Below are 25,128 nucleotides of genomic sequence, written 5' to 3' on the forward strand. Positions count from 1 at the left end.
TTGGGGTTATCGGCCATCGCTGACTCGAGTCGTTTTAGCGCTCCCAATTCCTTATTGGGAGCGCTAATCCATTAAGACGGCATCACCTCTACCAGCACATCCGTTGCCCAACTATCCTCGCTATTAAGGACTTTGCCCTCCTGGCAGGCTTGCGCCAGTTTTACTAGCTGATAAGTCACATCGTCAGTAAAGTCAAAGTTACGCCATGCATACGGGAAGTCGATACGCCAGTATCCCATTCCCTGGTCGAAGCGAATCTTCAACGTCTGACCATCTTCAAAGGTCACCGTCAGCTTACGATGATGTGGAATATCACGTGGTGAATCGAACACCGTCAGTTCTACCGCTCTGCCCATCGCCGCAGTAAACCACTGGTCGGCGAAATCCTGAAAATCCGCATCGCTCATCCAGTCATGGAACGGCCGGTTGCCGGGACGATCCTTGGGCTTAAACAGAGTATGAAGCTCAAGCTCCGCGTCATCGGTCAGCTTTGTTTTTAGCGGTTTCAGTATCGCCCCCAGCAGTGCCAGCGCAACCGGGTTTTGCAGATAGCGATCGGTATAGTGAACGCTGGTGATTCGCTGGTTTTTCATCAGCGATTGTGCTTCTTCATGGCTGTTAAACAGCGTGTCCCAGAAGCGTTGTCCGAACTGCGAAAGTGCACCATTTAACTGTTTATGAATCTCTATGTCTTTGACACGCTCAACAGCGTTCGCTGCTTTCCCCGGCAAAACAAACTCGTTCAGTTTTACCGTTTTATAGCCGAGGCTGCGAACGACCAGTTCGTCATTAAGGTGCCAGCCTGGACCCGGGATAGTTGCCTGCTGGCTGCGTGAAGCCAGCGTCATTATGCGATCGGCAAAGGCGATTTGCGCAACAATCGGCAATTCCAGAATCTGTTCGCTATGACACAAACGCACGCCCAAAGCAGTAAACTGCGAAAGTTCGTGCAACAACTCCGGATCATCGACGCCAGCAGGAATGACAAGGTCGACCGCAACATTGTCTTTAATCCGGTAGTTCTGAATCGCCGCCCGGAATTGACGGGCATAAAGATCCCATTCATGGAGTGGCCCATTCATCCACAGTGTGAGTTTTTCAGCTCCCTCGTTAATCGCCCGACGAAGGGTATCGCTAATCGGTCCCGAGCAATATCGGGCATCCGGTAGCGAGAATGTCTCTTCATCTGGTAAACCAATGTAGAAACTAAAGTCATTCCCAAGCCAGGTCAGCGCCGCTTTACGATCCAGCAGGTCATGATCGTGGCGGGTTTGGGAATCGAGCAAACATTCACTGCATGCGGTATCACAATGGTTGCAGCCCAGCTGTTTCACCATCCCCAGCAGAATGGTCTCAATGTGTAATGAAGCACTGGACGCAAAACCTGCGCCACCGCTAATCACATCGTAAAGTTGAACGGCTAGTACCGATTGTCCATCTTCCTGCCTGACCGGACGCACAGCGTAGCCCAGTTCTGCAGCAGAAATACCCAATACACCCGCCAGCGCCTGACGCAGGGCAACCGCCAGAGTCATGGCGACAAGCCGACCTTCTTCTGTATTATCCGGCAGGTATTCACCGTTTTGAGGCTTTCGCAAAACCATTTCAAATACATCCGTTCGCGCTAATGCACCCAGAGTGACGTTTTTCATCAGTGCCGTCGAACCAGGGCAAATCAGCCGCTGATTTTGGCTATCGCGGTCCGCTTTCCCCGGACGCGGTGGGTAGTGAGCTTCCATACTTCTCGGTGCATCATTCTCATTCAGCATCGACTCTGCACGCCCACAGCTCAGGCATAACGCGTAACCATGCCCACCTTCTCCGAGACTTTGCTGGAAAACATGACCATCAGCACCAGACGTCATATACCCCATTGTCGGGTTAGGCAACGGTACGGGTTCAGCTTTAACAAATACCCAGGCAGGGACAACCGGGATAAATTTCATGGTTTCAATGTTGTTTGTCACAGGTGCATGCGCATCGGTCACAAACCCGGCAGGCTGCAGCACCTGGCGGCGATTATCCATGATGATTTTTTCACCACAGGTGCTGTTGGTACAGCATAATACCCCGGAACTGCTCATTCCCTCTTCATAGCCGATGGTCCCGCATTTGTGGCAGCGCCAGGCGCAATCCAGACGCTGCGCTTCATTCGTATCGGCATTAATATTGTGCCAGTGAAGGGAGACGCCGGCAGAACGGAAGACCCTGCCATCAAGAATAATTTCTGCACCTGGTGCATATTCACGGATAGCAACCCCAAGGTTGCGGGAGGGTAGCCCTTTATAACGCGACACGTTATCTTCGCGATCTTTTTTATCCCGGCTTTTCTGCGATTTTTCGCGAATATAGTCTTCCATTGTGAAGTTATCAAACGTCACCACATCCGTTGGGAAGCCGTATCCGGGAAGGAAGGTTCTGGCCGCCAGATCGCGCAGTAGATATTCGCCGCAATGTCGTTTTTTTTCCAGTTCTATGCGCTTGCGATAAGGCGTTTGCGGCTGCGATTCGCGTTCCTGTGCAACAAGATCGCGATAGACGGAAAGCCATCTCTGTTGCAGAAGAGTAATCGCATCAACTGTTTTCTCTCGCAATTTGTGGGAGCTGGCGCCATGCAGCGCCGTGCCTTTTACCAGCCTTTCCAGCGCCGCGTCAATATCAAGCTCGGGGCGTTCAAGCCAGACTTTAAAGCGTTCACATTTTGATTGATCTTCGTCATCACCGAAAAACCAGAGGCTGTCGAGGCTGGTTTTTTCTTTGTCCGTGTCGCCAATAACGTGACATAAAAAGTCAGAGAGCAATAACGCATTGACGTGGCGTTGCACCAGCCGGGCTGAGTTCATCGCCACCATCGGTGCAGGGATCATCGTTTCAAACGGCCAGAGCGGGTTGGCAAATACCTGTTGATCGTGCGGGTTACCTTTACACAATGTGTAAGATATCGCGCGCGATTCCTTGCTACGTCCGGCTCGTCCGGCTCGCTGTAAATAATTTGCCGGATGCGGCGGTACGTTGTTCATCACCACGGCGGTAATGCCACCGATATCAACCCCCATTTCCATGGTGGTGGAACAGTTGAGAACATTAAGCTGCCCGTTCTTAAACATCTTTTCGTAGCTTTGCAGGCGTTCTGAAGACTGCTGGGCAGAGTGCTCTGCAGTGCGGTAGTAGAAGCCACCTTCTACGACACGATCGTTGATATCCGTCCAGACATTTTCCGAACGCAATTGTGCGATCAGCGGCTCGTTGCTGACCCAGTCACGTACTTTAGCCAAACCCGGAGCGTAGTCTTCTTGTGAGCGATCCACCTTCCAGATCTCTGGCATGGTGACCTTTTGCGCGACAAATGCGTCATATTGCGTCTGGGTGAGTTGTTCAAAGGAAATGTGAGTGGGTAGATATGGGGTTAACCCTTTAAAAGCAGTGTCCAGAATTTTATTGGTGACAGGACAAATCCAGGCATCCGTTATTAAAGAGAAGGTCAAATGCTCTTTCGGCAAATAGAAACGGTTACCATCAGGCTTCAGTACGGCAAGTGACCCGGTAAGCTGGTTCCATGCTTCTTTTAACCATGTATTGATAATATCAATCGTCGCCGTATTTACTTTTTTTAATCCCGCACCAAGCATTAATAACTTCACCAAACGATGGGACAAATTGCCATTACGAATTTGTGGCCAGCGTCTGTTCTGATTATCTTCAGGATCTTTTGTTTCCGGGTTACGGACGAATTTTGACGAAAAACGACTACCAATCCAGTTTTTTAACTCATCGTCCAGTTGTGTGAAGTTGCTTTCACGTACGTACAGATCCAGAGTAACCTTAAGAAAATCTTTCCAGTCATCCAGCGTCAGCCCTTGCTCTTGCCAATGCATCGGCATCTTATGAATCTTCTCTAGCCCCTGATAACCAACCCGCACCAGCCCTTGCGTTTCCAGGCTGTTAGTTCGTTTAGGACGACGCATGAACTCCCGGAAAAGCAACATTTCCGAAAGCTTCAGCGGCCCGCCGTTTTCGTTGAAAATTTCAGGCTTCAGATAGTGATTATATTGCAGAATAGGGCCGCTAATATCGGCTTTCTCTCTAAGCTCATTGACTATTTCTGTCCAGGTTCGGGAAATGAGAATGGTCGCTACGTTACCTCCGGTCGCAGCCTGAAAAGCTTGTTCAAGCTGCTCGGCCTGTACTTCTGCCAGCTTCGCTTGTTCAGGTAATCCCCAGCTTCTAAATTCATCGGCCTGTTCGCGTGCCTGTTTTGCCAACGCTGCTAACTTTTCAAGATCTGTATTGGCATTTGGTGTGGTGGAAGTCTGTGTCCGTTGATGCCAGCCCAATATTTCTACTACGCTGCCACGTAAGCGACTGCGTTCAGCTTCTTGCTGCATGCGTACCGCCATGCGCGCTGTTCCCTGACGGCTGTCGGTGAAGGTAATGAGACGGCGGCCTCTACCTGGCAGTGAATCAGGCCCCACTCCCTCCTTTCCATCTTCGCTGACAAAGTCCTGACAATACTCCAGAACGGTTGGCACAATATTGGTGACATAAAACGGTCCACCCAACAATGCGCGGCGGAAAGGTTGTTTTCCACTCGTGCCTCTGTAGCCGCAGCTGCTGGCACTACATACCTGTTCAATATCGTTAATAATCAGTTCAATACTTTCATTATTAACTACACCAATACGACGAGTCTTGCGATCGAGTCGCTGTAGAATATAACCAGTTTCACTGGCCTTTTCTGCCGCAATAATAAGTGGAGGGCGGTAACTACTTTCTTTCTCAACTTTTTCTTCAGTAGCGTCGTTTTCAACATTCACCTCATCCTGCAAAGAGAATTCATCGCCACCTTTATTTTCCCATTGGACAAGTTTGCCATTTTTATCCCGGGCCAGAAGATGCGGTTCGTTACATTCATTGCAGAATGCCAGTTCGTAGACCGGGCTCCCGCATTCACAATTTTGCCGTTGATTCACATACACATAACCAAAGGGCCAGCCCTTTTCCAGCGGAGTGCCATGCTTTTGTCTGCACTCTTTATCAACACAAGCCCATACTCCCTGGGTATTGCGCTGGAAAATATGCGCTCTTATCTTCAGGAATGCCGGATCTTTAGGATTAGGTTGTGTACCAGAGCAGACGTCGATCCAGCGAAGTACTTCCTGCTGGCTATAATTCTGCTTGGTCAGCGTATTCAACCGCTTCGTCATCGTATCCAGCTTCATTGGATCCGGCTGAGTAACTAACATCTCACGCAAGTAATGTGCTTCAGGTGAATGCGTAAGAGCTTCAAAGCGGTCTGGGCTTACGCCCTTCATGTCCGTATCAGGGATTTGTTCAATTTCTTCTAAAGGGATATAAACGTGTTTGCACGATGCCAGTTTCGGAATCACCCGGCTTCCGTCCAGTACATCGATGCGCTCCTGCGGTATACCGGATAATTCAGAGAGGAATTTTTTCAGTTGTTTTTCGGCATCGCTTCCGGCAATAGTTGCAGAGGTTGCCACGAAACGCACATCGTCTGGCGTCACTCCAAAGGCCGTCATCACGCGGCGTAACTGCAGAGCTAATTCAGCGGCCTGCGATCCGACATAGGTATGCGCTTCATCCAGTACTATCCAGCGTAATGATTTTTGTGCTTTAGACTGTTGAATAATTGGAGCATCAATCTGGCGGACCATCATATATTCCAGCATCGTGCCGTTTGTTACCAGAATTGGTGCGGGTTCTTCACGCATCTTTTCGCGTGAAAGCACTTCATTTGGCCTTTTTGCCTGCTCGCTTTTTACCGAAGCGTGAAGATTTTCTGTATTGCCATTATAAAGACAGTAACGGATCCCAGTACCAAATCCACGTGTCCACGCATCCAGGCGCTCCCGCTGTGAATTAATTAGGGCATTGAGGGGGTAGAGGAAAAGGGCCCTGACGCCGACAAGTGGGTTGTTGCTATTTTCATGTAATTCTCTGTAGAGGTCTTCCAGCACAGGAACCATAAAACATTCCGTTTTGCCTGACCCCGTACCACTTGTCACCACTACCGAATGTTTATCTTCCAGTAAAGCCTTCCAACTGGCTAGCTGGTGAGTGAAGGGTTTCCAGTCTGCACCAAAACGGTAACGACCGTTGTTATGATCATCTAGTGAATCAACAACAGCTTTACTCAGTAATGCCTTACCTTCGGTCAGGTTGCGCATTGTATAATTTGACTCTTTCCAGCCAAACATTTGCTGGAATACTGGTGAGGCAAGAAATGAGCCTGATTTCCCACAATCGGCACCCATTTGCTCTGCGAGATGCTTGCGTAAGTTCGGGTTTGTGATCCCCATAATACTGAGCGTTGCTTCGGTTGAGCGAGACAACGATTGTTCAATAAGCGACGAAAAAAAGCGTGTAGTCATCTTTAATCCTTTTTATTTTTTGAAATATAACGCAGAAGGCTGCACTGGAATATGGCCTTGAACCAGCGAGAATCGAAGTCCCGAACTTGTCTCAGGAAAAATACGGCGCCAGGTTTGTGTTCAAACACAGTTTCAAAGGAAGTTTTACCGCTTGCCACTGCAGCCGCGAAAACAGGTAACCAGGCAACTGAATAGCGATAATCAGCCTCGGGATAAATATCTATCACTACATCTGTTTGTGATGACATCCAGTTATGCAGTCGCTTACAGCCATATTCTGGCCACCGAGCTTCACTGTGTTCACGTAAAAGCTCCTGATACCACTCACGGACAAAGGATGTTGGAATGGGAGGAGGGAATTTCCCATAACTTAACCATTTTTCAACTTCATCGGCATAAGTTGGAAATACGATCCCTAATTGTCGATACATCTTACTCAGCAGTGTTACCAAAACTTCATCTGGTGCCCCTTTTTGGGTCAGGAATCGTTTGAAGGTTTCTGCTGCGGATTTGATTTCTAATATAGGGAAAAACTCCCAAAAAACAGGGAATTCATTCTCAATGCGGTTTAAATACTCGGCGGACATTTCAAATTTGAAGAGCGACATCGCCAGCGCTCTTGGATGTTGTACGAGTGCTCGCCATACTTCAAATGTAGCCAGCGGAAGATAGCCAAAATGTTCATAAAGACTGTGCATAAACTGCCAACCGGAGTGCGCAGGATCGGTAGCCATCTGATCAAGCACCAGCGTTATGGTATTCACTTTTGCCTGGGGATTAAAAAGTTGGGTGGCTTTCTGAAGTGAACGAACGCTACTTTCATCGCCATGTAAGGAAGATTCGCCACGAATGAAGCATGGACGAAACGCCATTTCATCACCTTCCTTTGGGACTACTAGCCAAGGCCCGTTTTTGCTAACGATTGAACTCAGTTCATATTCACCAACAGGTACACCCTCACTTAGCCTCGATGACAACGAGACTGCTTTTCGCTCTGGCTCGCTCAATAACATGATGACAGGAGAAGGGAGTTGCCCGGCACGATAGCTTGTCGACTGGCTGGTGAGAACTTCTTTTTCATAATCATAACGCAAACTGTATTTGTAGCGCCTAATCTGCCAGCTCATCGCTACGCCAGCACCTCTGATTCGCATATCCACAACTTGGTCAATTCCTGACTCAAGAGATAGCAAATTTTCAATATGCTCTCTTAGACTGTATAAATTGAGTTCAATAGGGCGTTCTCCTGCCGTATAAAACCATTCATGCCATGCCTGTTGACCATTTATAGTGCGTAGATGTAATTCCAGTGAAAATCGAGTCGGTTCACCATTTTTACCAAACAAGTAAGCTCTTGAACCAAGTAAATCATGCAAAGTGATATTTTTTTCAAGAAGGTCTCCATTTGCATCAAAAACCAAACAACCTTTAGCAGGATAAGGCAAAGTCAATTCAATTGAGTCAGCCCCCAAATTAGGATAAACTTCCAGAGAGATAAAGGCGGGAGGGATGCCTTCGGCTTTGAGTAATATCTCGGTGCGTCCTGCTGCGCGTTTTCGAGCAATCTCGAATGTTTTATTTTTTAAGACAGACATGCAGGGATGTTGCGTTGAGATGACAATGGTACCTTCATTAGCCTGATCGCCACCATGAATCTGAACATTAAAGTCTGCCGGTAATATTCCAATTTTTCGACGGAGTATCGTCTCATTATCACTATTCCTGACGGAAACAAATTGAGATCCCATCATCTCCTGTAACTGGCATTCTTCGATTGATTTACTATTAAAATAAGGTTTAAATTGGATATGTTTTACATCAGGATTTTTCGAGGTGACTTTAGGGACCCCAAGGAATGTTTCAGTAGGGTTGCATACCCAATTTACTCTTTTACCATAAAACTCAACCCCACCAGGGTTAGTCTGTTCTTTTCCAGTGCGTATACGATATATTTCATCTCCGGAAATAATTAATTCATGGCAACCTTTTACGGAGAGTGTTTCGAAGCCTAAGACTGAAATTGTATTCAAAGTCGTTTCATATCCTGAAACAGTTGTCTTTTCTCGAGGTAGAACAATAAGGACATCGCTGTTACGAACATTGCACGAAGCTTGCCCGTGTAATAGCCATCGTTCTCCATCAGCAACAAAAGTAAGTGGAACCTCACCAATGGCGATTTCGCTATCATCCAGTTTTATTGCGCCAACATTCATTCCGCCTGCCCGAGCAACTAACGATAAACTCGCAGAAGGGGCATGTCTGGCAAATCGTGATTCATTTTTACGGATGCGAATTCTGGCATGCGATTTTTCGAGGGACGCATAGACTACACCAAGGCTTGCAACTTCGTTAATGCCTTCGTAAATAGCAAGTTCAAATCGTGTGGTTGAAGGTTCACTAATAATTGGAAAAGTGAGTTCATCTGGTAACGAAACTATCGCACGTATTTGGTCCGGCGATTTTTCTGTCCAAAAGAACTGACAACTGGTACATTTATTTTTTTGTGAACGAGGTTTTGTTTCTATAGATGCAGTACGTAACAATCCATTTAGAAAGCGGGTGCCTGTTTCATCATCAAGTGGCATAGGGAATTCATCCCGCCATTTTGGATGCGTTTTATCAAGCTGCGCTACTGGTTCAGAGTCATCGCTTAGATTATACATCAGTACCAATGAGCTGAGTTTTTCTGCCATATGACTGATGAGCTCTACTGATGTGTCTTCAATAAAAACGGCTGGAAGCGAAGATCTTTCTATAATGTTTCTTACCAGCGAAAGCATGGAAAAACCTGCTATCTGAGCTTGTTCATACTGATTAAGGATCCGGGAAAATACGGTTTGAAAACTACTATCTGATTCCTTCAGTAAACGAAAAGGTAGACCACCCTCACTGAACAACGTTCCTAGAAAGTTACGTCTATCCGATTCATAAAATCGAATTGGTCGCATCCAGTAACTCTCCATCCCTTTAGGAACGATATGCCTTAGTTCCGTCGCCGTTAACGATGTACCTAGCTTTTTATAAATGGGCTCCCAAGTCCACCCACAATTCCGCTCATAGTCTCTGCGGTACCATTCAGAGCAAAAAAACACAAAACATGAAGCATAGCCTTTATCATCAACAATATTTGTAGTTTGGCTAACCGCTCGAAGTAACTGCGTTAAGTCCACATATTCTTCATTCGTCGCTTGATATTCATAAAGCGGGCGGCCATCGGGTTGTCTCAATCCTCTACGACTAAGAAAGTTTGTTAGCCATGAAGTACATTTTGTCCATGAAATGCATTCTGATTGAACCAAAGCATTCTCCTTATAGTCAAGCGAGACAAGACTTAATGAATGTTTAATTTAAATAACCGATTAGCGTACCCTCGAAGCGTTTGTATGGCAATACCTAATTTTTGTAGGTGGCCAGGAGGAACACTACTGATATATGACATATCAAATATTGATTAATTGCTTGATCATCATTGCTTTCAGTTATGATTTCTAAGTAAAAGCAAATTTCACTTTAGTGACGAGCAAATATAATATCTAAAAAACCACCTATTACGCTATATAACAATTATGGTGATGGTTCAATAGTAAAATACGAAATTTGTATAACTTGTCAAAAAAAGAGAACGAGCTAGCTGTTTGGATTATGAATTTCTAAGTTCATTAGAGCTGTGATAAGATCTTTGTTGAGGATAGAGTGATATAGCCATTTATGTCGGTATGAAGATGAGATGTGTGCAACTCAACATATCAATATGAGTCCTTCACCGATAAGTAAAAGCCACTCTAAAAAATAGTGTTTTTTTTATGTAATATCCCATTTAACCATCTCTCACTTCTTTCCTGCCGATAATCCTTCGTAACCCAAAGCGAAGTTATCGCCACATCTGTTATATTACTTATTCCCATCCGCAGCCCCTCTTCATCCAGATCCGTAAACCGTCTTATACCCTGCACGCGTTCACCGTTGCCATACTTAAAGGACACATACCAGACTCCGCCAGGCTTAAGCGCATCCGCAAGCTTCTGCATCACCGCAGGCAGCTCAGAAGAGGGGACATGCAACAAAGAGGCACAGCACCAGATCCCATCGTACTGCGCTTTACCGTCGATTTCTGAAAACGTCATCAACTGCACGGGTAACCCGGTATGTTGCCTTGCCAGTTCCACCATGGCGGAAGAGGCATCAAAAGCATCCACCTGATAACCCATCTCATGAAATGCCTTTGCGTCCCGCCCTGAACCGCAGCCCGCATCCAGAACCCGGGCACCGTGCGTCAGATGTTGGGTGAAGGCCTCGTATAGCGGGGTCATATCGACATTGACCGTGCCATCGAAGAAATCCTGCGCGTGGTTCTGATAGTAGTGAAGTGTCATTAAAACGTTGCCTCGCCTTCCGCGTTGGGTTTCCAGGTATGGATAAGTTTATCCAGCGCAGCCTGCCAGTTACGCTGAAGAAAGCTTCTCCGTGCTTCGGGACGCTGCCCTGTCTGTAGAACAATCGTCTCATGTAACGGCAGTTTGCTTTGAATAAAATACTCATTGCGGGTTTGTAACCGCTGCAGGAGCCTGAGCTCGGGAATGCCTGCATATTTGCCTTCAGTGCCACGGTTACAGCAACGGCAGGCCAGCACTAAGTTCCATACGCCGTTAATATTGCTCACTTCATGGTGGGCAGCCCAGGGAATAAAGTGGTCGACGTCCGCCAGTTCTGCGTCTCCCGGTACCAGGCTGATGGGTTTGAAGCAGTAAAAGCATCGTCCTTTCTGGTAACCATTCAGGCTGTCGCGACAGCTGGTGATGTCTACGCGACGCGCGTTCACCTTCGTGAACAGCAGCTGATTATCTTCGTCAAACTCCACACCTACAAGGTTACGTGAAATCCCCATCGACCAGGCCTGTTCTACCAGGTTCCAGCGGGCATTGGTTTCAAAGGCGAGGTTTTTATACTGTTGGCGTTCGCCCAGTAAAAAGAAATTATCCGTCAGGCGGATCCCGTTGTGGGTTTTGCGCTCATCAAGGAAAAAACGTTTATCGATCTCGCCCTGGTTCACGTAGTGAAAGGCATCAATCACGTTGTTAAAGCCAAGGCGCACCGTCGCTTCAATGAGCTGAGCGTGGGGGATTTCACCTCTGTTGAACTTCAGACAGGTTTCCAGAAATTGGCTGCTGCGGGAGGTGATCTGTTTTGGCGCGTGCTTCAGGTGCTCGCAAAGATAGCGGCTGAACGGCACAGCAAGCTGGTCGAGCGTAATCAAATCGCTGCCCGTCTTATCCACTTCATACAACGCTGACGCCAGCGCAAATTTGTAAGATGCGACGTTCCTTCCAAAGAGGATCACACCACGCCAGTAGTTCTCAAGCGTCGGATCGGCCTGATAAAATTCCATCGATGAAGTCCTGTTACGGTTGGCTGGGCAGGGCGTTACTAAAGCCTGTAACAGGATCACATAACAAAATCAGGGTGATGTAAATCGTTAATCTATAGGTTTGATGAATTTTTGTGGGATCTGAGAAGAAGGGCTGGATGCTATGAATTTGTCGTCTAAGGTAATTTAGCGAATGAATAGATTTCTGGATGAGGAAAATAAGACTGATTTTCAAGCCAGCGATTTACCAGTATCCCCCAAACCCATTCCCTGAATCCCCCTCGTATTTCCCAAATTTACCCATCGCAAAACCGCTGTATTTATATTCAGCTGTGTATAATATGGCAGCAGTAATTACGCCAGTCGGAAAAACGCCTCTTCATAGGGATATCCTCATGTGGCTTATGAAGACATTACTAACATCATGGAGCAGGTCACTCTGCCAGCGGTTCGGTCTCGCCCCTTAGGGTACAGGTCAACTTGATAAACTTCGCTTCCTGATACACCTCTGATGTTACCGCAACGGCCTTACACGTTGTCTTACCACCAACGGGCTATTATCTGAAAATCAGAGGTCTCTCGGAAGAAAACCTTCTTCTGTCCGATTGCGCAGGAGTACGATAAGCCAACAAATCATTATAGATAAAAGGGTTATCTATGGCTCTACATGGAAAGTTCGTAATTAATGATGCGTACTACTCCCCGTTATCGTTTCCTGGTATAGGCACGTTTTTAGCATTCTCTGGTAATGGTACCTACCGTAACCGTGGGGCATGTGGAATGATCCCCAAAGAGGGGCCTGTACCAGCGGGTAAATACTGGATTGTTGACCGCCCTCAAGGTGGACTCAAGTCACAGCTAAACACAGTGGGAAGAGACATTTATAATCACTTCGCCAATGGTGCAACATTCAAACATTCTGAATGGTTCGCATTATGGCGTGATGATTGGGGCATCGACGATTACACATGGATTGAGAGCGTTCAGCGTGGCAATTTCCGTTTGCATCCAGGCGTATTATCAGAAGGTTGTATCACTCTCCCACATGATTCTGATTTTGCCATGTTGCGTAATGCTCTGTTGAGAAGCCAAAAAATAGATGTTCCTTGCATGAGGAAGCTACAGGCATACGGCACGATTGAGGTGATCTCCAATGGCAAAACATGCCCTTAGTTTATTCATCAAGATAGTGCTGTTCGCTGTTGTTATGCTGATCGTTGCTGAAATGGTTCCGTATGATGGATTAGTTAATTCTATTACGGAGCTTTTCGATTTCCAAAGCGCCGACAAGTTTACCCGCTTCATTTTAGGTGAACCTGATTTAGAAGTTTGGGAATCGTTAGATGGCTATTTTAGCATCTTAATCAATACATTAATCAGCGTACCTGTCATGAGCGCCATTACCACGGCGTACAGTGGCGCGACACACAAAGTTAGTCCAGCTGGTATCCCCAGAGAGTGGTTCAGTTCCACATTGCGACGGTTAGCTAAAATCTTCGGGTTTACCTTCCTTTTTTGGGCGTTATTTCGCTTGCTGCCTTATCAGTCTTTATTCCCGGATCAAACGTATTCAAATTTCACAATGGCGGCGATTGTGGGCTTTCAGTTGCTCTTAACGATTGTTTGCTACTGGTTCATCACGAAGAAAATCACAACTAAAAGGAGTTTGTAAAATGCCTATTCCGGCTTACATGTGGCTTAAGGACGATGGCGGCGCAGACATTAAAGGAGCTGTAGACGTTCAGGATCGTGAGGGGAGTATAGAGATTGTTGGCTTTAGTCATGGTCTGAACATTCCAGTAGACAGTGCCAACGGGAAGATTACTGGCAAGCGTTCACATTCTCCGATGATGATTGAAAAGGAGTTTGATAGCTCCAGCCCGTACCTATACAAAGCCGTTGCCACCGGTCAAACGTTGAAAAGTGCGGAGATTCGCTGGTATCGCATTAACCATGCAGGACAAGAAGAGTGCTACTTCGTCATGACCATTGAGGGCGTGAAAGTGACGGGCATTAACCCAGGGATGCCAAACGCTAAAATGGCAGGAAACTCGCAGATCAACCACATGGAATCTGTTTCCCTGATGTATGACAAAATCACCTGGCGTTATGTTGATGGTAATGTCCAGTATACGGACGATTGGAACGTAAGAGCGTAACAAATAGAACGGAGGCATTGAGTGCTTCCTCTTTATTAACGCTTATCCTCTCAAAGGATCCTGTCCGTAATGCTGTGTAACTGCCATCGTATTAAAGGTGATCGCTCAGTCGGTCACCGAACTTGATAATAAAACAACTCATTGCCAGCCCGCAGATCGGCGAATGGTTGCTCTGAGTTCCATGCGGGCGCTCACCTTATATTCTGATAGTCCTCGCTGCGTAATTTCCCTGACCCAACCCTTTTCCTGAATCCCCCTCGCAAAATTCAAATTTCCCCCACTCAAAACCGCTGTATTTATATTCAGCCCTGTATAATAAGCATCAGAAATTACGCCTAACGGCAAAGGAAGTATCAAAGAATATTTAACGAGGATTTCGCGATATGAAGGTGCTGCAACACCCCCATACCGCTAACCACAACCAACTATAAGGGAGTTGAAAATGGCTGCGACGAATTTTAAGCCAGAGTTTACTGTTTGCAAAACAGAATCAGACGCTTTCACCGACATGATTGAAAACCGCGAGCTGGTACGCAAAAACAGCGCCCGCCGTCTTCACGGCAACCCGCCCAACGCGGCACCCATTCATCTCCGCGCGGAAACGCCGCAGGACAGTGCAGCCTGCTGCGAACTGTATGCGCGCATAGACATGAAATACCTTCTTCTGGGCGGCGACTGGTTAAAACGCGCGGGTTTCATCAACGGTATGCCAGTGAAAATCCGCGCCATGAAAGACTGCATTGTGATTACGCCACAGCATACAAGAGAATTATGGGGATGCCTGGAGGGTATGAGCGTGGTGAATATAAATAAAAAGAAAGTGGCGCAGTGGTTGAAGACCTTTCCAGGAGCGCTGAATGATACAGGTGATGTTCCGGTGATTAAGCGTGGGAGTGGGAAGGCCGTTTAAACTTAAGACTAACGAGTGCGGGCATATGAGCACATGCCCGCACTATGCTAAAAATAACTCAATCATGATCTACCTGTTCTTTAACTGCCTTAACCAGCACAGCATGAAGCTCGCCAACGGTTAAATCGCGTATCACCGGTTCCTGAATGCCTCGCAACCTGCGAATCAAGCGGCAGATACCAAAGTAATCTATGCCCTCGGTGCTAAAAAGAAACTCGTTTTCAGCGAGGGAAAAAGTTTTCTCATAGCCATCTTCTTCAGTGACAAGCGTAACGCCAAACGCTTCCTCGCAGTCTTCTATCAGGGCATCGCCATCCATGCCGCATATATCGAGGTCGGCTTCGATTAGGGTGTTCTCATCAATGCGCTTGCGATGATGTCCCGAGGACTGACGTACAACCTCAATGACCTGCGAAAGAGTGGGGTACATTATGTTGGATTCCGTGGGTGAAAAAATGACGTAGACACTTATTAATAGACCGAGTTAACGCCTGGGACTGATTATTGATGGTACAAAGAAAATCAAAATAATCCACGCAAACATCCCAATGATTTTTAACGGCCAGGGTTCGAATACATCAAAGCACACAATTGCTCCTATAACTAATAGTGGTCCTCCCAATAATTCCAATATTCCTTCTAAAATAGATAACTTATGAGGCAATACATGATTCAGTAAAACGGCCATGAAATGTGCGCATCCTAAAATGATGATTATAGCTATAGTGCATTCTTTCCAGTTATCAGTGACGCCCACGCATATGAGGCATAACACAATTACAAAAACACAAAGTAACGTATTCAGCATGGAAATAATAAACTTGCTCATAACAGTTATCGTGACGTTTAAAATAAAAAGAGTCTATGAATATAGCGCTCTCAACAGAATGACAAACGACATTGGCTAATAATGCATTTAAGAATTTATTGCGCCTTGCTTATTTTCGTAATAAACGAGTTAGCGGCTTCATGCCAATCCCACGCACTCCACCGCTAAACCTAACTTAACTAAACACCGGCACCCCCAGCCCCACCTTCACCTCCCTCAACGTCGCCTGCGTCACCCCCTGCGCCCGTTCCGTCCCGCACTTCAGCATCGCCATCAGCTCCCCCTTGTCCTGCATATACATCGTCCGCAGCTCCCGCATCGGTGCAATCAGCTCCTGCAAACACCCCTCCAGCTCGTTCTTACATACCCGGTCACCCAGCCCGCCCGCCTGATAGTGCGCCTTCATCGCCGCCACTTTCTCCTTGTCCGGATGAAACGCGTCGAGGTAAGTAAACACCACGTTCCCCTCAATCTGCCCCGGGTCGCTCACCTTCAGGTGGTTCGGGTCGGTGTACATGGCGCTGACCGCACGGTGAATGGTCTCTTCACTGGCCGAAAGGTGCAGCGTGTTGCCCAACGATTTCGACATCTTGGCGCTGCCGTCGATGCCGGGCAGGCGGCTGGTGTCGCTCAGCATCGCCTTACAGTGGCGCAGCACCGGGGCGGGCAGCAGGCTGTTCATCTTGTGCACAATCTCGTTGGTCTGCTCAATCATCGGCAGCTGGTCGTCGCCGACGGGCACGCACTCGGCCTTAAACGCGGTGATGTCCGCCGCCTGGCTGATGGGGTAGGCCATAAACCCGACCGGCAGCGAGCGGGCAAAGCCTTTCTGCGCAATCTCGTTTTTCACCGTCGGGTTACGCTCGACGCGGGCGACGGTGACGATGTTCATATACAGCATCGTCAGCTCGGCGAGGGCGGGCAGGGCGGACTGGAGGCAGATCGTTGTCAGGTTCGGATCGATGCCGGCGGCGAGGTAGTCGGCCAGCACTTCGGGGATGTTGTCGCGAATTTTTTGCGGGTTGCTGCCGTTGTCGGTCAGCCCCTGAAGGTCGGCAATCAGCACAAACTGGTTGTGCGTGTGCTGGAGCGCCACGCGCTGGCGCAGCGATCCGACGAAATGGCCAAGGTGCAGCGGGCCGGTTGGGCGATCGCCGGAGAGGATGGTGGGTGCGTTCATAAAGACTCCTTAACGTTGTAATGCCGAAAGGGGTCTTGGAAATATGAAAGCCGCCTTTCGGCGGCTATCTGAAAATGGGGAAAACTACTCCGGGCCGCCTTTAAGAAGGCAGCCACCAGCGTTTAACGGTGAGTACGGCGGAGCGTGTGTTCATCCAGTTAACCTATCATGCGAAAGCGCAGGGGTAAAGCGCCTCAGGCGCCGCTGCTTGAGGCGCGCACCTTCAGCCTGCCCGCCAGCGTCACGTGCGTTGCGGCATCTTCCTGATTGCACAGGTACTCCACCGCCAGCCGTCCCAGCTCGCTATAGGGCAGCTGGATACTGGTCAGCGGCGGGGTCAGTTGCTCGGAGATCTTCTGGTCGTCGTAGCCCGCCAGCAGCATGTCCTGCGGGATGCGCACGCCGTTCACCGCCAGCGCCTGATAGCAGCCAATCGCCAGCCAGTCGCTGGCGCAGAAGATGGCGTCCGGGCGCTCGGCAAGTTCAAGCAGGGAAGCTGTCGCGGTAAAGGACTCGCTGAACTGCCAGTTGGTCTGGCGCACCAGGCCGTCGTCGCACGCGAGTCCGGCCTGCTGTAGCGCCGCCCGGTAGCCCGCCAGACGCTGGCGGGAGGCCTCCATCCAGCTCTCGCCGGTGATGTGGGCGATGCGTGTTGCGCCGCAGGCGATGAGGTGTTTAGTGACCTGGAAGGCGTTGGCGTAGTCGTCCGGGATAAACGACGGCAGCAGCGGCGAGCCGGGGTCGCGCTGGTTGAGCAGCACCAGCGGGATGCGGGTGCAGTCCTGAAAAGCCGTCATATCGACGACGTTCGTGACCGGAGAAGCCAGGATAATCCCGATGCAGTTGCGCTTGTCCAGCTGGCGGATGATGTTCAGCGCCAGCTCGATATCGTCGCCGTAGTCGTACACGGTGAGCAGGGTCTCGTTGCGCCACGCCGCTTCCCGCGCCTGGCTGATGGCGTCGATAAACGGGTCGAAGCTCTGCAACGAGCTGACGAGCAGGGCGATCTCTTCCTGGTTGCGCGGGGCGTGAACGGCGGGGAGGCGGTCGTAGCCGAGCTCGGTGGCGACGCTAATCACCCGCTGTCGGGTGTCGTCGCTGAGCTTGATGTTGCGGGACTGGTTAAGCACCAGCGATACCGTCGCCTGCGACACGCCCGCCGCCCGCGCAATATCGTTCATCGTTACCTTCGTTTTTCGCTTCATCCGTCCTCTCCCTTTCGCGACTTCGCATCATACCCTAACCGCACGCTTTAGCGCCGCCGATCACGTTTCTCATTCATCGAAGCGCGAACTTTGTGAGAGCCGTCGCTTTTCAGAGCGTCGCGGTTTGCGCATTTATCCCGCAACTAATATTTATTAGCTAAACATTATCAGTAAGAGGGCGCGTAATGAAAGAGCAGTGGAGCAGGGAGCAGGCGCAGGCGTGGTATCAGCAGAAGGGCTGGCTGTGCGGGTTTAACTATCTGCCGTCGACGGCGGTGAACTGGACCGATATCTGGCAGGAAGAAACCTTCGATGCCGCAACCATCGAGCGCGAGTTAGGCTGGGCAGCGGACGCAGGCTACAACACCCTGCGCATCAACCTGCCGTTTATCGTCTGGGAGCACGACCGCGACGGGCTGATGGCGCGTATCGATCGTTTTTTGACGATTGCCGACGGTCACGGGTTCAGCACCATGCTGACCCTGATGGACGACTGCGGCTTCTCCGGCGACGAGCCGTACCTCGGGCCGCAAAAGCCGTCCGTGCCGGGCAAACATAACAGCCAGGCGGCGGCGAGCCCCGGTCGCGATAAGGTGTGCGATCCTGACTGCTGGCCGCAGATTGAGCGCTATATCCGCGACGTTGTCCGCCAGTTCCGCGAGGATAAGCGCGTGCTGCTGTGGGATCTGTACAACGAGCCGGGCAACCGCGGCATTTTCGCGACGGGCACGGAAGAGGTGCTGTACGACCAGAAGCTGGAAACCTGCGCCCACGAACTGATGAAGCTCGCGTTTCGCTGGGTGCGCGAGGAAGACCCGACCCAGCCGCTTACCGTCTGCGCGTGGCGTCTGCCTGCGGAAGAAGAAGGCGAGACGTTCTTCCGGCATCCGCTGGACCAGACTGCGCTGGCGCTCTCGGACGTGGTGAGCTTCCACGCCTACACCCACACCGGGCGCATTACGGCGATTATCCAGCAGCTACAGGCGCTGGGCCGCCCCATCTTCTGCACCGAATGGCTGGCGCGCCACGTGGGCAGCACGATTGAAGAGCAGCTTCCGCTGATGTACATGGCGAAGGTCGCGCCGTACCAGTGGGGGCTGGTGCGCGGCAAAACCCAGACGTGGCTGCCGTGGCCGGTGGTGATGAAGGAGTCCACGGACTACTGCCGCCTCTGGTTCCACGACGTGTTTGAGGAAAACGGTATCCCGTTCTCGCGCGCTGAAATCGCGCTGATGCAGAAGCTACGCAAAATCGCCCCGAAGGTGCAGGGCTAATAATAACGACCCGGCGCGCTGTCGCCGGGCAACCAGGTACGCACTATGGCAACGACAATGAAAATACCGTCTCGCGAGTTATGGTCTTATTTTGGCTATGGTTTAGGTCAGTGTTTTAGCTTTGGTTTAGTGGGTTCGTTTATTAACTATTTTTACACCGACGTGCTGGGTATCTCTGCGCTGGCGGCGAGCACCATCTTCCTGATTGCCCGCGCGTGGGACGCGGTTCACGATCCGCTGTTTGCCAGTATTATGGACACCATTAACAGCAGGTTCGGCAAGTTTCGCCACTTTTTGCTGATCGCGCCGTTGCTGATTACCGGCGTCACGCTGCTGTCGTTTTATAAAATCGAAGCGGACATGACCACCAAAATCCTCTACGCCGGGGTGACCTACATCCTGTGGGGGACGCTGTACGCCATCTCCGATATCCCGTTCTGGTCGATGTCGTCGGTGATGACCAATGACTCCGGCCAGCGCACCCGCGCGGTAACGGCGGCGATGCTCGGGGTGAACGCGGGGATTGCCTGCGCCAACATCTTCTTCCCGAAGCTGGCGGCGTTTTTCGCCCAGTACAGCAACGATAAAGGCTACTTTATGGCGGCGCTGGTGATGATGCTGGTGGGCCTGCCGCTGATGCTCAACGGCTTTATGCAGATCAAAGAGCGCGTGCCGCCGAGCCCGGAAAAGGTGACGATGCGCGACACCTTCCACAACCTGCGCCAGAACAAGCCGCTGTTTATCGTCCTGCTGTCGTTCTTTTTCTGCGTGTTTCACAACGTCGCGGGCGGTCTCTATATCTATTTCTTTATCAACAATATGGGCGACGGCAGCCTGCAAATGGCCATTGGCGTGATGGGCATTGTTGCGGCGGTGCTGTGCCTGGTTGCCCCGATGCTGACGCGCCGGATGCAGAAGCGAAAGCTGTTTATGATCCTCTGCGGGCTGGACGTGGCGGTGCGTGTGGTGATGTGGTTTGTTGGGTATCAGCAGGTGACGATGCTGTTTATTCTGCTCGGCCTGAGCACGCTGTTCGTGATGATGACCAACATTCTCACCTCGTCGATGATCGCCGACACCATCGAGTACGCGGAGTACCACACTAACAAGCGCTGCGCGGCGATCACCTTCTCCGGGCAGACCTTTACCGGCAAGATGTCGGTGGCGGTGGGCGGCGGGCTCATCGGCGTGTTCCTGACGATGATTGGCTACGTGCCGCAGGCGCAAATTCAGAGCGAAGGCGTGCTGTCGGGGCTGTTCTTCGGGATTTGCCTGCTGCCGGCGATAGGGTCGCTGATCCGCATGGGCTTTATGTCGCGCTTTACCTTTACCGAGGAGAAGCATGCGGAAGTGTGTCGGCTGCTGGCGGAGCGCAGGCGGGGGAGCGAGCAGAATGGCATCGGGGATGAGGCGTTGACCCGCCCGGTATCGGTCAATTAATCGCTTCAGACGCCTGCTTTGCAGGCGTCTGTTTCTAATTCCACAGCTTCAGGGACTCGGGGAGGTGGAGTATCGAGCTCTGAATACTGGTTCCGATGGTAAAAGGGACGACCCACAAACGTAGCGCATGGCTGTCCGGCTTATGAAGTTCGAAGGGATGGGGAAGCGCATCGCTAAAACCGTCATACTGCGGGTAGATCAGGATCATATCGCCGCGGCTATCGAGATATTTCGTTCCGTAGGCCAGCATCTGGTAAAGATCGCTTTGCGAAATGTTAAAGCCAGGTTTATGAGGCTTAATCTTTTTCCATTTCGTATCGCAAATAATTGAAGAATGTTTCGACGTGTTATACGGGCGAAGCCAGATATCCGGCTTGAGTCTAAACATATACCTGGTGTGATATCGAGCCAGAGTGTGTGTTTTTGCTTGGGTATCAATTTGGTAACGTTGATGATGATGATGCCTCATCCACGCCGCAACAAAGGATTCAAATACCGCTTCCATTGGAAAGAGCAGCGATATGGCATCAGCATGACCCTGCATACAAAGTGGTGACTCCCCATGTAGGATCAATTTGGCCCATTCCAGCGCCTGTTCATAGTGATGCATATGCCTGTCGAGGCGAACCAGATCGAACGCGTGAGCGGTATCAACAACGGGAGGAATACCTTCGAAGGCCGACTGCAAGGGGTGAAGCTGCTGGATGAGCTGAGGGTTGCGGGTCAGGCGCGAAACCGTATCGATGGCCGTTTTGAGAATGCGGTTCTCCGGTCGGTCAACACTGTACTCGTCATACTCCACCTGAAAGCGATCCCGGCGAACGCTATTTGTCGACAGTTGTGCTGAAACCCGCAGTTTTCCCTTCATCCACGGTAGATTCTCCTGCTGGCGAAGGTAGTCACGCTTAAGACCCTGCTGCAGGACCGCCTGGACGCTCTGGATAAATTGATGAATAAAGATATCCATCAGCGGCATGCGCGAGGTTTTGATACTGGCGGAGGTTGTGGCGATGTGCCGGAAGGTTTTCAGCGTGCGCAGCATCATCATCAGCTGTTCGCGGGCGTTATCATGGCCGGTCTTTGGCAACACCTCGATGAACGCTCCTCCCGGCAGCGCAATGACGCCGACATAGTTTTTCACCTGCAGCACCTTCACGCGCCCGACCGTTTTCAGCGTCAGCAGGCGCGCGTCGTATTCCGCATCGTCGTTCAGGCAGCATTGCTCCAGCCACGCAAAACAGGCCGGAGGAAGCTCCACTGCGTCCTTAACCCGGCCGCTGTCCTCTTTACTGACCAGATAACCGTATTCAAAGGTGGACCACTGCCGCCGCCCGGTCATTCGTCGTTCTCCGCGCCTCGCGCACCTGCATCGTAAATCTGACGCCAGGCGATGGCATTATTCCAGACAGGATCGTCTTCGCCTGCAAGGTGATAGCGCTCTCCCTCTTCCTGCAGATCGTCCGATGCATCCGTTCCAAACAGCCGCTGAATATTTCCCTCGTTTTTGATCGAACGGATGAAGCACAGGGCGGGATCCTGCTTCTGGTTATCTCCAAGGACCAGACGAATTTTCTGCCAGTCGTTGTAAAAGTACTCCTCCAGCAGCGGCAGCACTTTATTTTTCATCACCCGCTGCAGACGGGCGAAAGCAATGTCATCGTCCTCCGTCTCAATTACCGGTATGAAAAAAGCGTGCCCGAGCGTGTGCTCGCTATCGTACAGTGCCTCAATGCGTTCATTGAGCATCTGCAGTAGCCGTTTGAGATCGATACCTTTGATGACGTGGCCTTCCAGAATGGAGGCTTTCGGCAGCATGGCCTTAAACTCGAAGCGGCGGCGCAGGGCGGTGTCCAGAGCGGTCAGGGAACGGTCCGCGGTATTCATGGTGCCGACCAGGAACAGGTTGTTTGGCACGCTGAATTTTTCGCCCGAATAGGGTAGCGTCACGCTCAGGGCCTCGGGTTCACCCATGCGCTTGGATTTCTCAATTAAGGTGATGAGCTCTCCGAAAATTTTGGAGATATTGCCACGGTTAATCTCGTCAACAATCAGCACGTAGTTCTGGCGTTTTGCCGGTGCATTTTTTTTCGGTGTGACGGGAAGATTATAATTATCATGAAGATAGTTGAGGATACCCCGGACATACGACTCGTTGTGGATATCAATCCCGTTGTTCTGATACCAGGCTTTGATGTCCTTCACGTAGGCGTTGTATCCATTCCCCAGATCCCCTTTTTTGCTGTTTAAAGGGAAGATGCCGAAATTCGTTTCACTTTTATAGGTGACGCCGAACGGTTTACCTGATGTCGTTTTGAGCGTGGCGGCTTCGCCATTCAGCAGTTCTTTTTGAAACTTTGATAGCGCCTCGTTCAGCGCCAGCTGTTCACCTGCGTAACCAAACGCCGCATCCTCACAGATTTGCTTAAAGACGCCGGATTTAATGTCATAGCGAACGTTACCGTCACGGGTGGTATCGGCGCGTAGCCCTTCAATAAACTCTTCATAACCAAAGCTTTGGTGGAAAGTGACAAAGCGGATGCGCTGTTCGGAGACCAGCCGGTCATAAAGCGCTTTAAGTGCGTTTCGGTAATCACTGCCCTGAAGGCCATCCAGCAGGCGGGAATACTCAGCGGGTTCACAGGCGCGAACGGCATGCTCAACGGTGGAATAGGTTTTACCCGTCCCCGGAGGGCCATAGAGAATGACGTTCAGTGGAACATCCGCCACGCTCTCATCCGTATCCTGATCGTCGTCTTCGGCCCAGGACTCGCTACCTACCAGGCCGATATCGCTCTTATCTTTGATGAAATGCGTGTAGAGATGCCACAGCGACATATTGAGTTCGACAGGGTCTACATGGCCGCCCAGCTCGCGGTTCAGAGCCGCCTTCAGCTCCAGGTTTTTTTCAAACCACGTCCCTTTCCCGGCGAGCCCAAGCCCGAAGCGGTTATTACAGTAGTTATAAATGCGGGAAAACATTTTGGTATTTACCACGTTCGAAACCCGCTCAGGGTACAGCGTGGCAAAAGCCCGGTGACACAACGCCCAGTACTGTTTCTTGAGAATGGATTTGGCCTTAAGCGCCTGTAGCTTGTTGACCACCTTTTCATATACGGCCGGGGTGCAGCCCTGTGCCATCAGGGTTGTGATTTCCCGCAGGTGAATCTGGGCCGCATTGTATTCGTTCTGCGACATTCCACCCTGTTTAATGCTGGCGACGCCGTTGGAGCGTTCATACCAAAGTGCCTTGATAAGGCTTTGATCACGAAACTCGGGCCGCTCTGTCGCTACGCGTTTGACCATCTGGTGATAGGCTGGCCCCCATTTAGGGCTGTATCGGCTGTTGTTATTGATATGCTCATTAAAGAAGGGGGCTAACGCGGTGCGATCCTGAACCATCATAAACTCCGGAAGTCGGGTAAAGGCGGTAAAGGTCAGTATTTTATAGGATTAATCTGAATAGTGTCACTGCTTGTTCAGGTGGGTTGAGGTGAAAAGGGGGCTGTCGCCGTTGGCGTCAGCCCTCAGAATTACAGCGACTTCACAAACGCCAGCAGATCTTCGTTGAGCTGGTCCTGGTGGGTCAGCGCGAAGCCGTGCGGCGCGTTGTCGTACACCTTCAGCGTGGCGTTGTTGATCATCTCCGCCGCCAGCTTGCCGGTGGTTTCAAACGGTACGATCTGGTCGTTGCTGCCGTGGATCACCAGCGTCGGCACGTCGATTTTCGCCATATCCGGGCGGAAGTCGGTCTCGGCGAAGGCGGTCACGCAGTCGATGGTGCCCTTCAGGGACGCCAGCAGGGCGATGTTCAGCGTCTGCGTCAGGGCACCTGCGGAAACGGTCTGCCCGGCGTTGGTGCCGTAGAACGGAGTGGCGAAATCGCTGATGAACTGGGCGCGATCTTTACGCAGTCCGTCGCGAATACCGTCGAACACGCTCTGATCCACGCCTTCCGGGTAGCTATCGGATTTGCCGAAAATCGGCGTTACCGCGCCCAGCAGCGCAAGCCCGGACACGCGTTCGCTGCCGTAGTTGTTGATGTAGCGCGTCACGTCGCCGCCGCCCATGGAGAAGCCCACCAGCGTCACGTCGCGCAGATCCAGGGTGGTAATCAGGTCGTTAATGTCGGACGCAAAGGTGTCGTAGTCGTAGCCGTTCCACGGTTGTTCGGAGCGGCCAAACCCGCGACGGTCAAAGGCGATGGCGCGGAAGCCGCGCTCCGCCAGGTAGTTCAGCTGGCTGTCCCACATATCGCCGTCCAGCGGCCAGCCGTGGCTGAAGAGGATCGGTTTGCCCGCGCCGCAGTCTTTGTAGTAAATCTGCGTGCCGTCTTTTGCCTTAAACAGTGCCATAGTGTGTTCCTGTGCAGGTGAT

At 50.6% G+C, this 25,128-nt stretch carries 16 protein-coding genes; 6 read left to right on the forward strand and 10 right to left on the reverse strand.

Translation table 11 applies throughout. The features are described from left to right. Window positions 1–71: 71 nt before the first annotated feature. The 4 genes from E0L16_RS07010 to E0L16_RS07025 all read right to left on the reverse strand — a co-directional run bounded on the left by E0L16_RS07010 (window position 72) and on the right by E0L16_RS07025 (window position 11,778). Window positions 72–6,392: a DEAD/DEAH box helicase gene (locus tag E0L16_RS07010; RefSeq protein ID WP_131636608.1), complete on the reverse strand. Its 6,321-nt coding sequence runs from the start codon at window positions 6,390–6,392 to the stop codon at window positions 72–74. A 2-nt stretch (window positions 6,393–6,394) separates the two neighbouring features. After that, window positions 6,395–9,691, reverse strand: coding sequence for an STY4851/ECs_5259 family protein (locus E0L16_RS07015; RefSeq protein WP_131636609.1), 3,297 nt, complete (start codon window positions 9,689–9,691; stop codon window positions 6,395–6,397). 483 nt (window positions 9,692–10,174) lie between these two features. Then, window positions 10,175–10,765 carry a class I SAM-dependent methyltransferase gene (locus E0L16_RS07020; RefSeq protein WP_131636610.1) on the reverse strand — a complete coding sequence of 197 codons (591 nt, stop codon included), beginning with the start codon at window positions 10,763–10,765 and terminating at the stop codon, window positions 10,175–10,177. Continuing rightward, window positions 10,765–11,778, reverse strand: coding sequence for an HNH endonuclease family protein (locus E0L16_RS07025; RefSeq protein WP_131636611.1), 1,014 nt, complete (start codon window positions 11,776–11,778; stop codon window positions 10,765–10,767). The genes E0L16_RS07020 and E0L16_RS07025 overlap by 1 nt, the downstream gene beginning before the upstream one ends. A 636-nt stretch (window positions 11,779–12,414) precedes the next feature. Here E0L16_RS07025 and E0L16_RS07030 point away from each other — a divergent pair. The 4 genes from E0L16_RS07030 to E0L16_RS07045 all read left to right on the forward strand — a co-directional run bounded on the left by E0L16_RS07030 (window position 12,415) and on the right by E0L16_RS07045 (window position 14,826). Beyond that, window positions 12,415–12,930 (forward strand): DUF2778 domain-containing protein, encoded by a 516-nt coding sequence (locus tag E0L16_RS07030; RefSeq protein ID WP_131636612.1) that lies wholly within the window; start codon window positions 12,415–12,417, stop codon window positions 12,928–12,930. After that, window positions 12,911–13,429: a hypothetical protein gene (locus E0L16_RS07035; protein WP_131636613.1), complete on the forward strand. Its 519-nt coding sequence runs from the start codon at window positions 12,911–12,913 to the stop codon at window positions 13,427–13,429. Before E0L16_RS07030 ends, E0L16_RS07035 begins: the two co-directional genes overlap by 20 nt. 1 nt (window position 13,430) lies before the next feature. Next, window positions 13,431–13,916 carry an Hcp family type VI secretion system effector gene (locus E0L16_RS07040; RefSeq protein ID WP_008501360.1) on the forward strand — a complete coding sequence of 162 codons (486 nt, stop codon included), beginning with the start codon at window positions 13,431–13,433 and terminating at the stop codon, window positions 13,914–13,916. A gap of 442 nt (window positions 13,917–14,358) precedes the next feature. After that, window positions 14,359–14,826 carry a SymE family type I addiction module toxin gene (locus tag E0L16_RS07045; protein WP_131636614.1) on the forward strand — a complete coding sequence of 156 codons (468 nt, stop codon included), beginning with the start codon at window positions 14,359–14,361 and terminating at the stop codon, window positions 14,824–14,826. 58 nt (window positions 14,827–14,884) lie between these two features. Here the strand turns inward: E0L16_RS07045 and E0L16_RS07050 are convergent, their stop codons facing one another. From E0L16_RS07050 to E0L16_RS07065, 3 genes are all read right to left on the reverse strand, one after another. Then, window positions 14,885–15,256 (reverse strand): hypothetical protein, encoded by a 372-nt coding sequence (locus E0L16_RS07050; RefSeq protein ID WP_048957626.1) that lies wholly within the window; start codon window positions 15,254–15,256, stop codon window positions 14,885–14,887. 574 nt (window positions 15,257–15,830) lie between these two features. Then, on the reverse strand, window positions 15,831–16,835 hold the full coding sequence (trpS, locus tag E0L16_RS07060; RefSeq protein ID WP_131636616.1) for a tryptophan--tRNA ligase: 1,005 nt from the start codon (window positions 16,833–16,835) through the stop codon (window positions 15,831–15,833). 194 nt (window positions 16,836–17,029) lie between these two features. Beyond that, window positions 17,030–18,040 carry a LacI family DNA-binding transcriptional regulator gene (locus E0L16_RS07065; protein WP_131636617.1) on the reverse strand — a complete coding sequence of 337 codons (1,011 nt, stop codon included), beginning with the start codon at window positions 18,038–18,040 and terminating at the stop codon, window positions 17,030–17,032. A 185-nt stretch (window positions 18,041–18,225) separates the two neighbouring features. Between E0L16_RS07065 and E0L16_RS07070 the strand changes: the two genes are divergently transcribed. Both E0L16_RS07070 and E0L16_RS07075 read left to right on the forward strand, forming a co-directional pair. Continuing rightward, the gene (locus tag E0L16_RS07070) at window positions 18,226–19,314 is read left to right on the forward strand and encodes a cellulase family glycosylhydrolase (RefSeq protein ID WP_131636618.1); all 1,089 of its coding nucleotides are present in this window, start codon (window positions 18,226–18,228) and stop codon (window positions 19,312–19,314) included. A 45-nt stretch (window positions 19,315–19,359) separates the two neighbouring features. Further along, window positions 19,360–20,754: an MFS transporter gene (locus tag E0L16_RS07075; RefSeq protein WP_131636619.1), complete on the forward strand. Its 1,395-nt coding sequence runs from the start codon at window positions 19,360–19,362 to the stop codon at window positions 20,752–20,754. A gap of 34 nt (window positions 20,755–20,788) precedes the next feature. Here E0L16_RS07075 and E0L16_RS07080 read toward each other — a convergent pair whose 3' ends face one another. The 3 genes from E0L16_RS07080 to E0L16_RS07090 all read right to left on the reverse strand — a co-directional run bounded on the left by E0L16_RS07080 (window position 20,789) and on the right by E0L16_RS07090 (window position 25,106). After that, window positions 20,789–22,093 carry an McrC family protein gene (locus E0L16_RS07080; RefSeq protein ID WP_131636620.1) on the reverse strand — a complete coding sequence of 435 codons (1,305 nt, stop codon included), beginning with the start codon at window positions 22,091–22,093 and terminating at the stop codon, window positions 20,789–20,791. Then, window positions 22,090–24,153 (reverse strand): McrB family protein, encoded by a 2,064-nt coding sequence (locus tag E0L16_RS07085; protein WP_045259561.1) that lies wholly within the window; start codon window positions 24,151–24,153, stop codon window positions 22,090–22,092. Before E0L16_RS07085 ends, E0L16_RS07080 begins: the two co-directional genes overlap by 4 nt. A 131-nt stretch (window positions 24,154–24,284) precedes the next feature. After that, entirely contained in the window at window positions 24,285–25,106 is an 822-nt protein-coding gene (locus E0L16_RS07090) for an alpha/beta fold hydrolase (RefSeq protein WP_131636621.1), read from the reverse strand. Window positions 25,107–25,128: the final 22 nt, after the last annotated feature.

The organism is Enterobacter quasihormaechei, from assembly GCF_004331385.1.
GTDB lineage: Bacteria > Pseudomonadota > Gammaproteobacteria > Enterobacterales > Enterobacteriaceae > Enterobacter > Enterobacter quasihormaechei.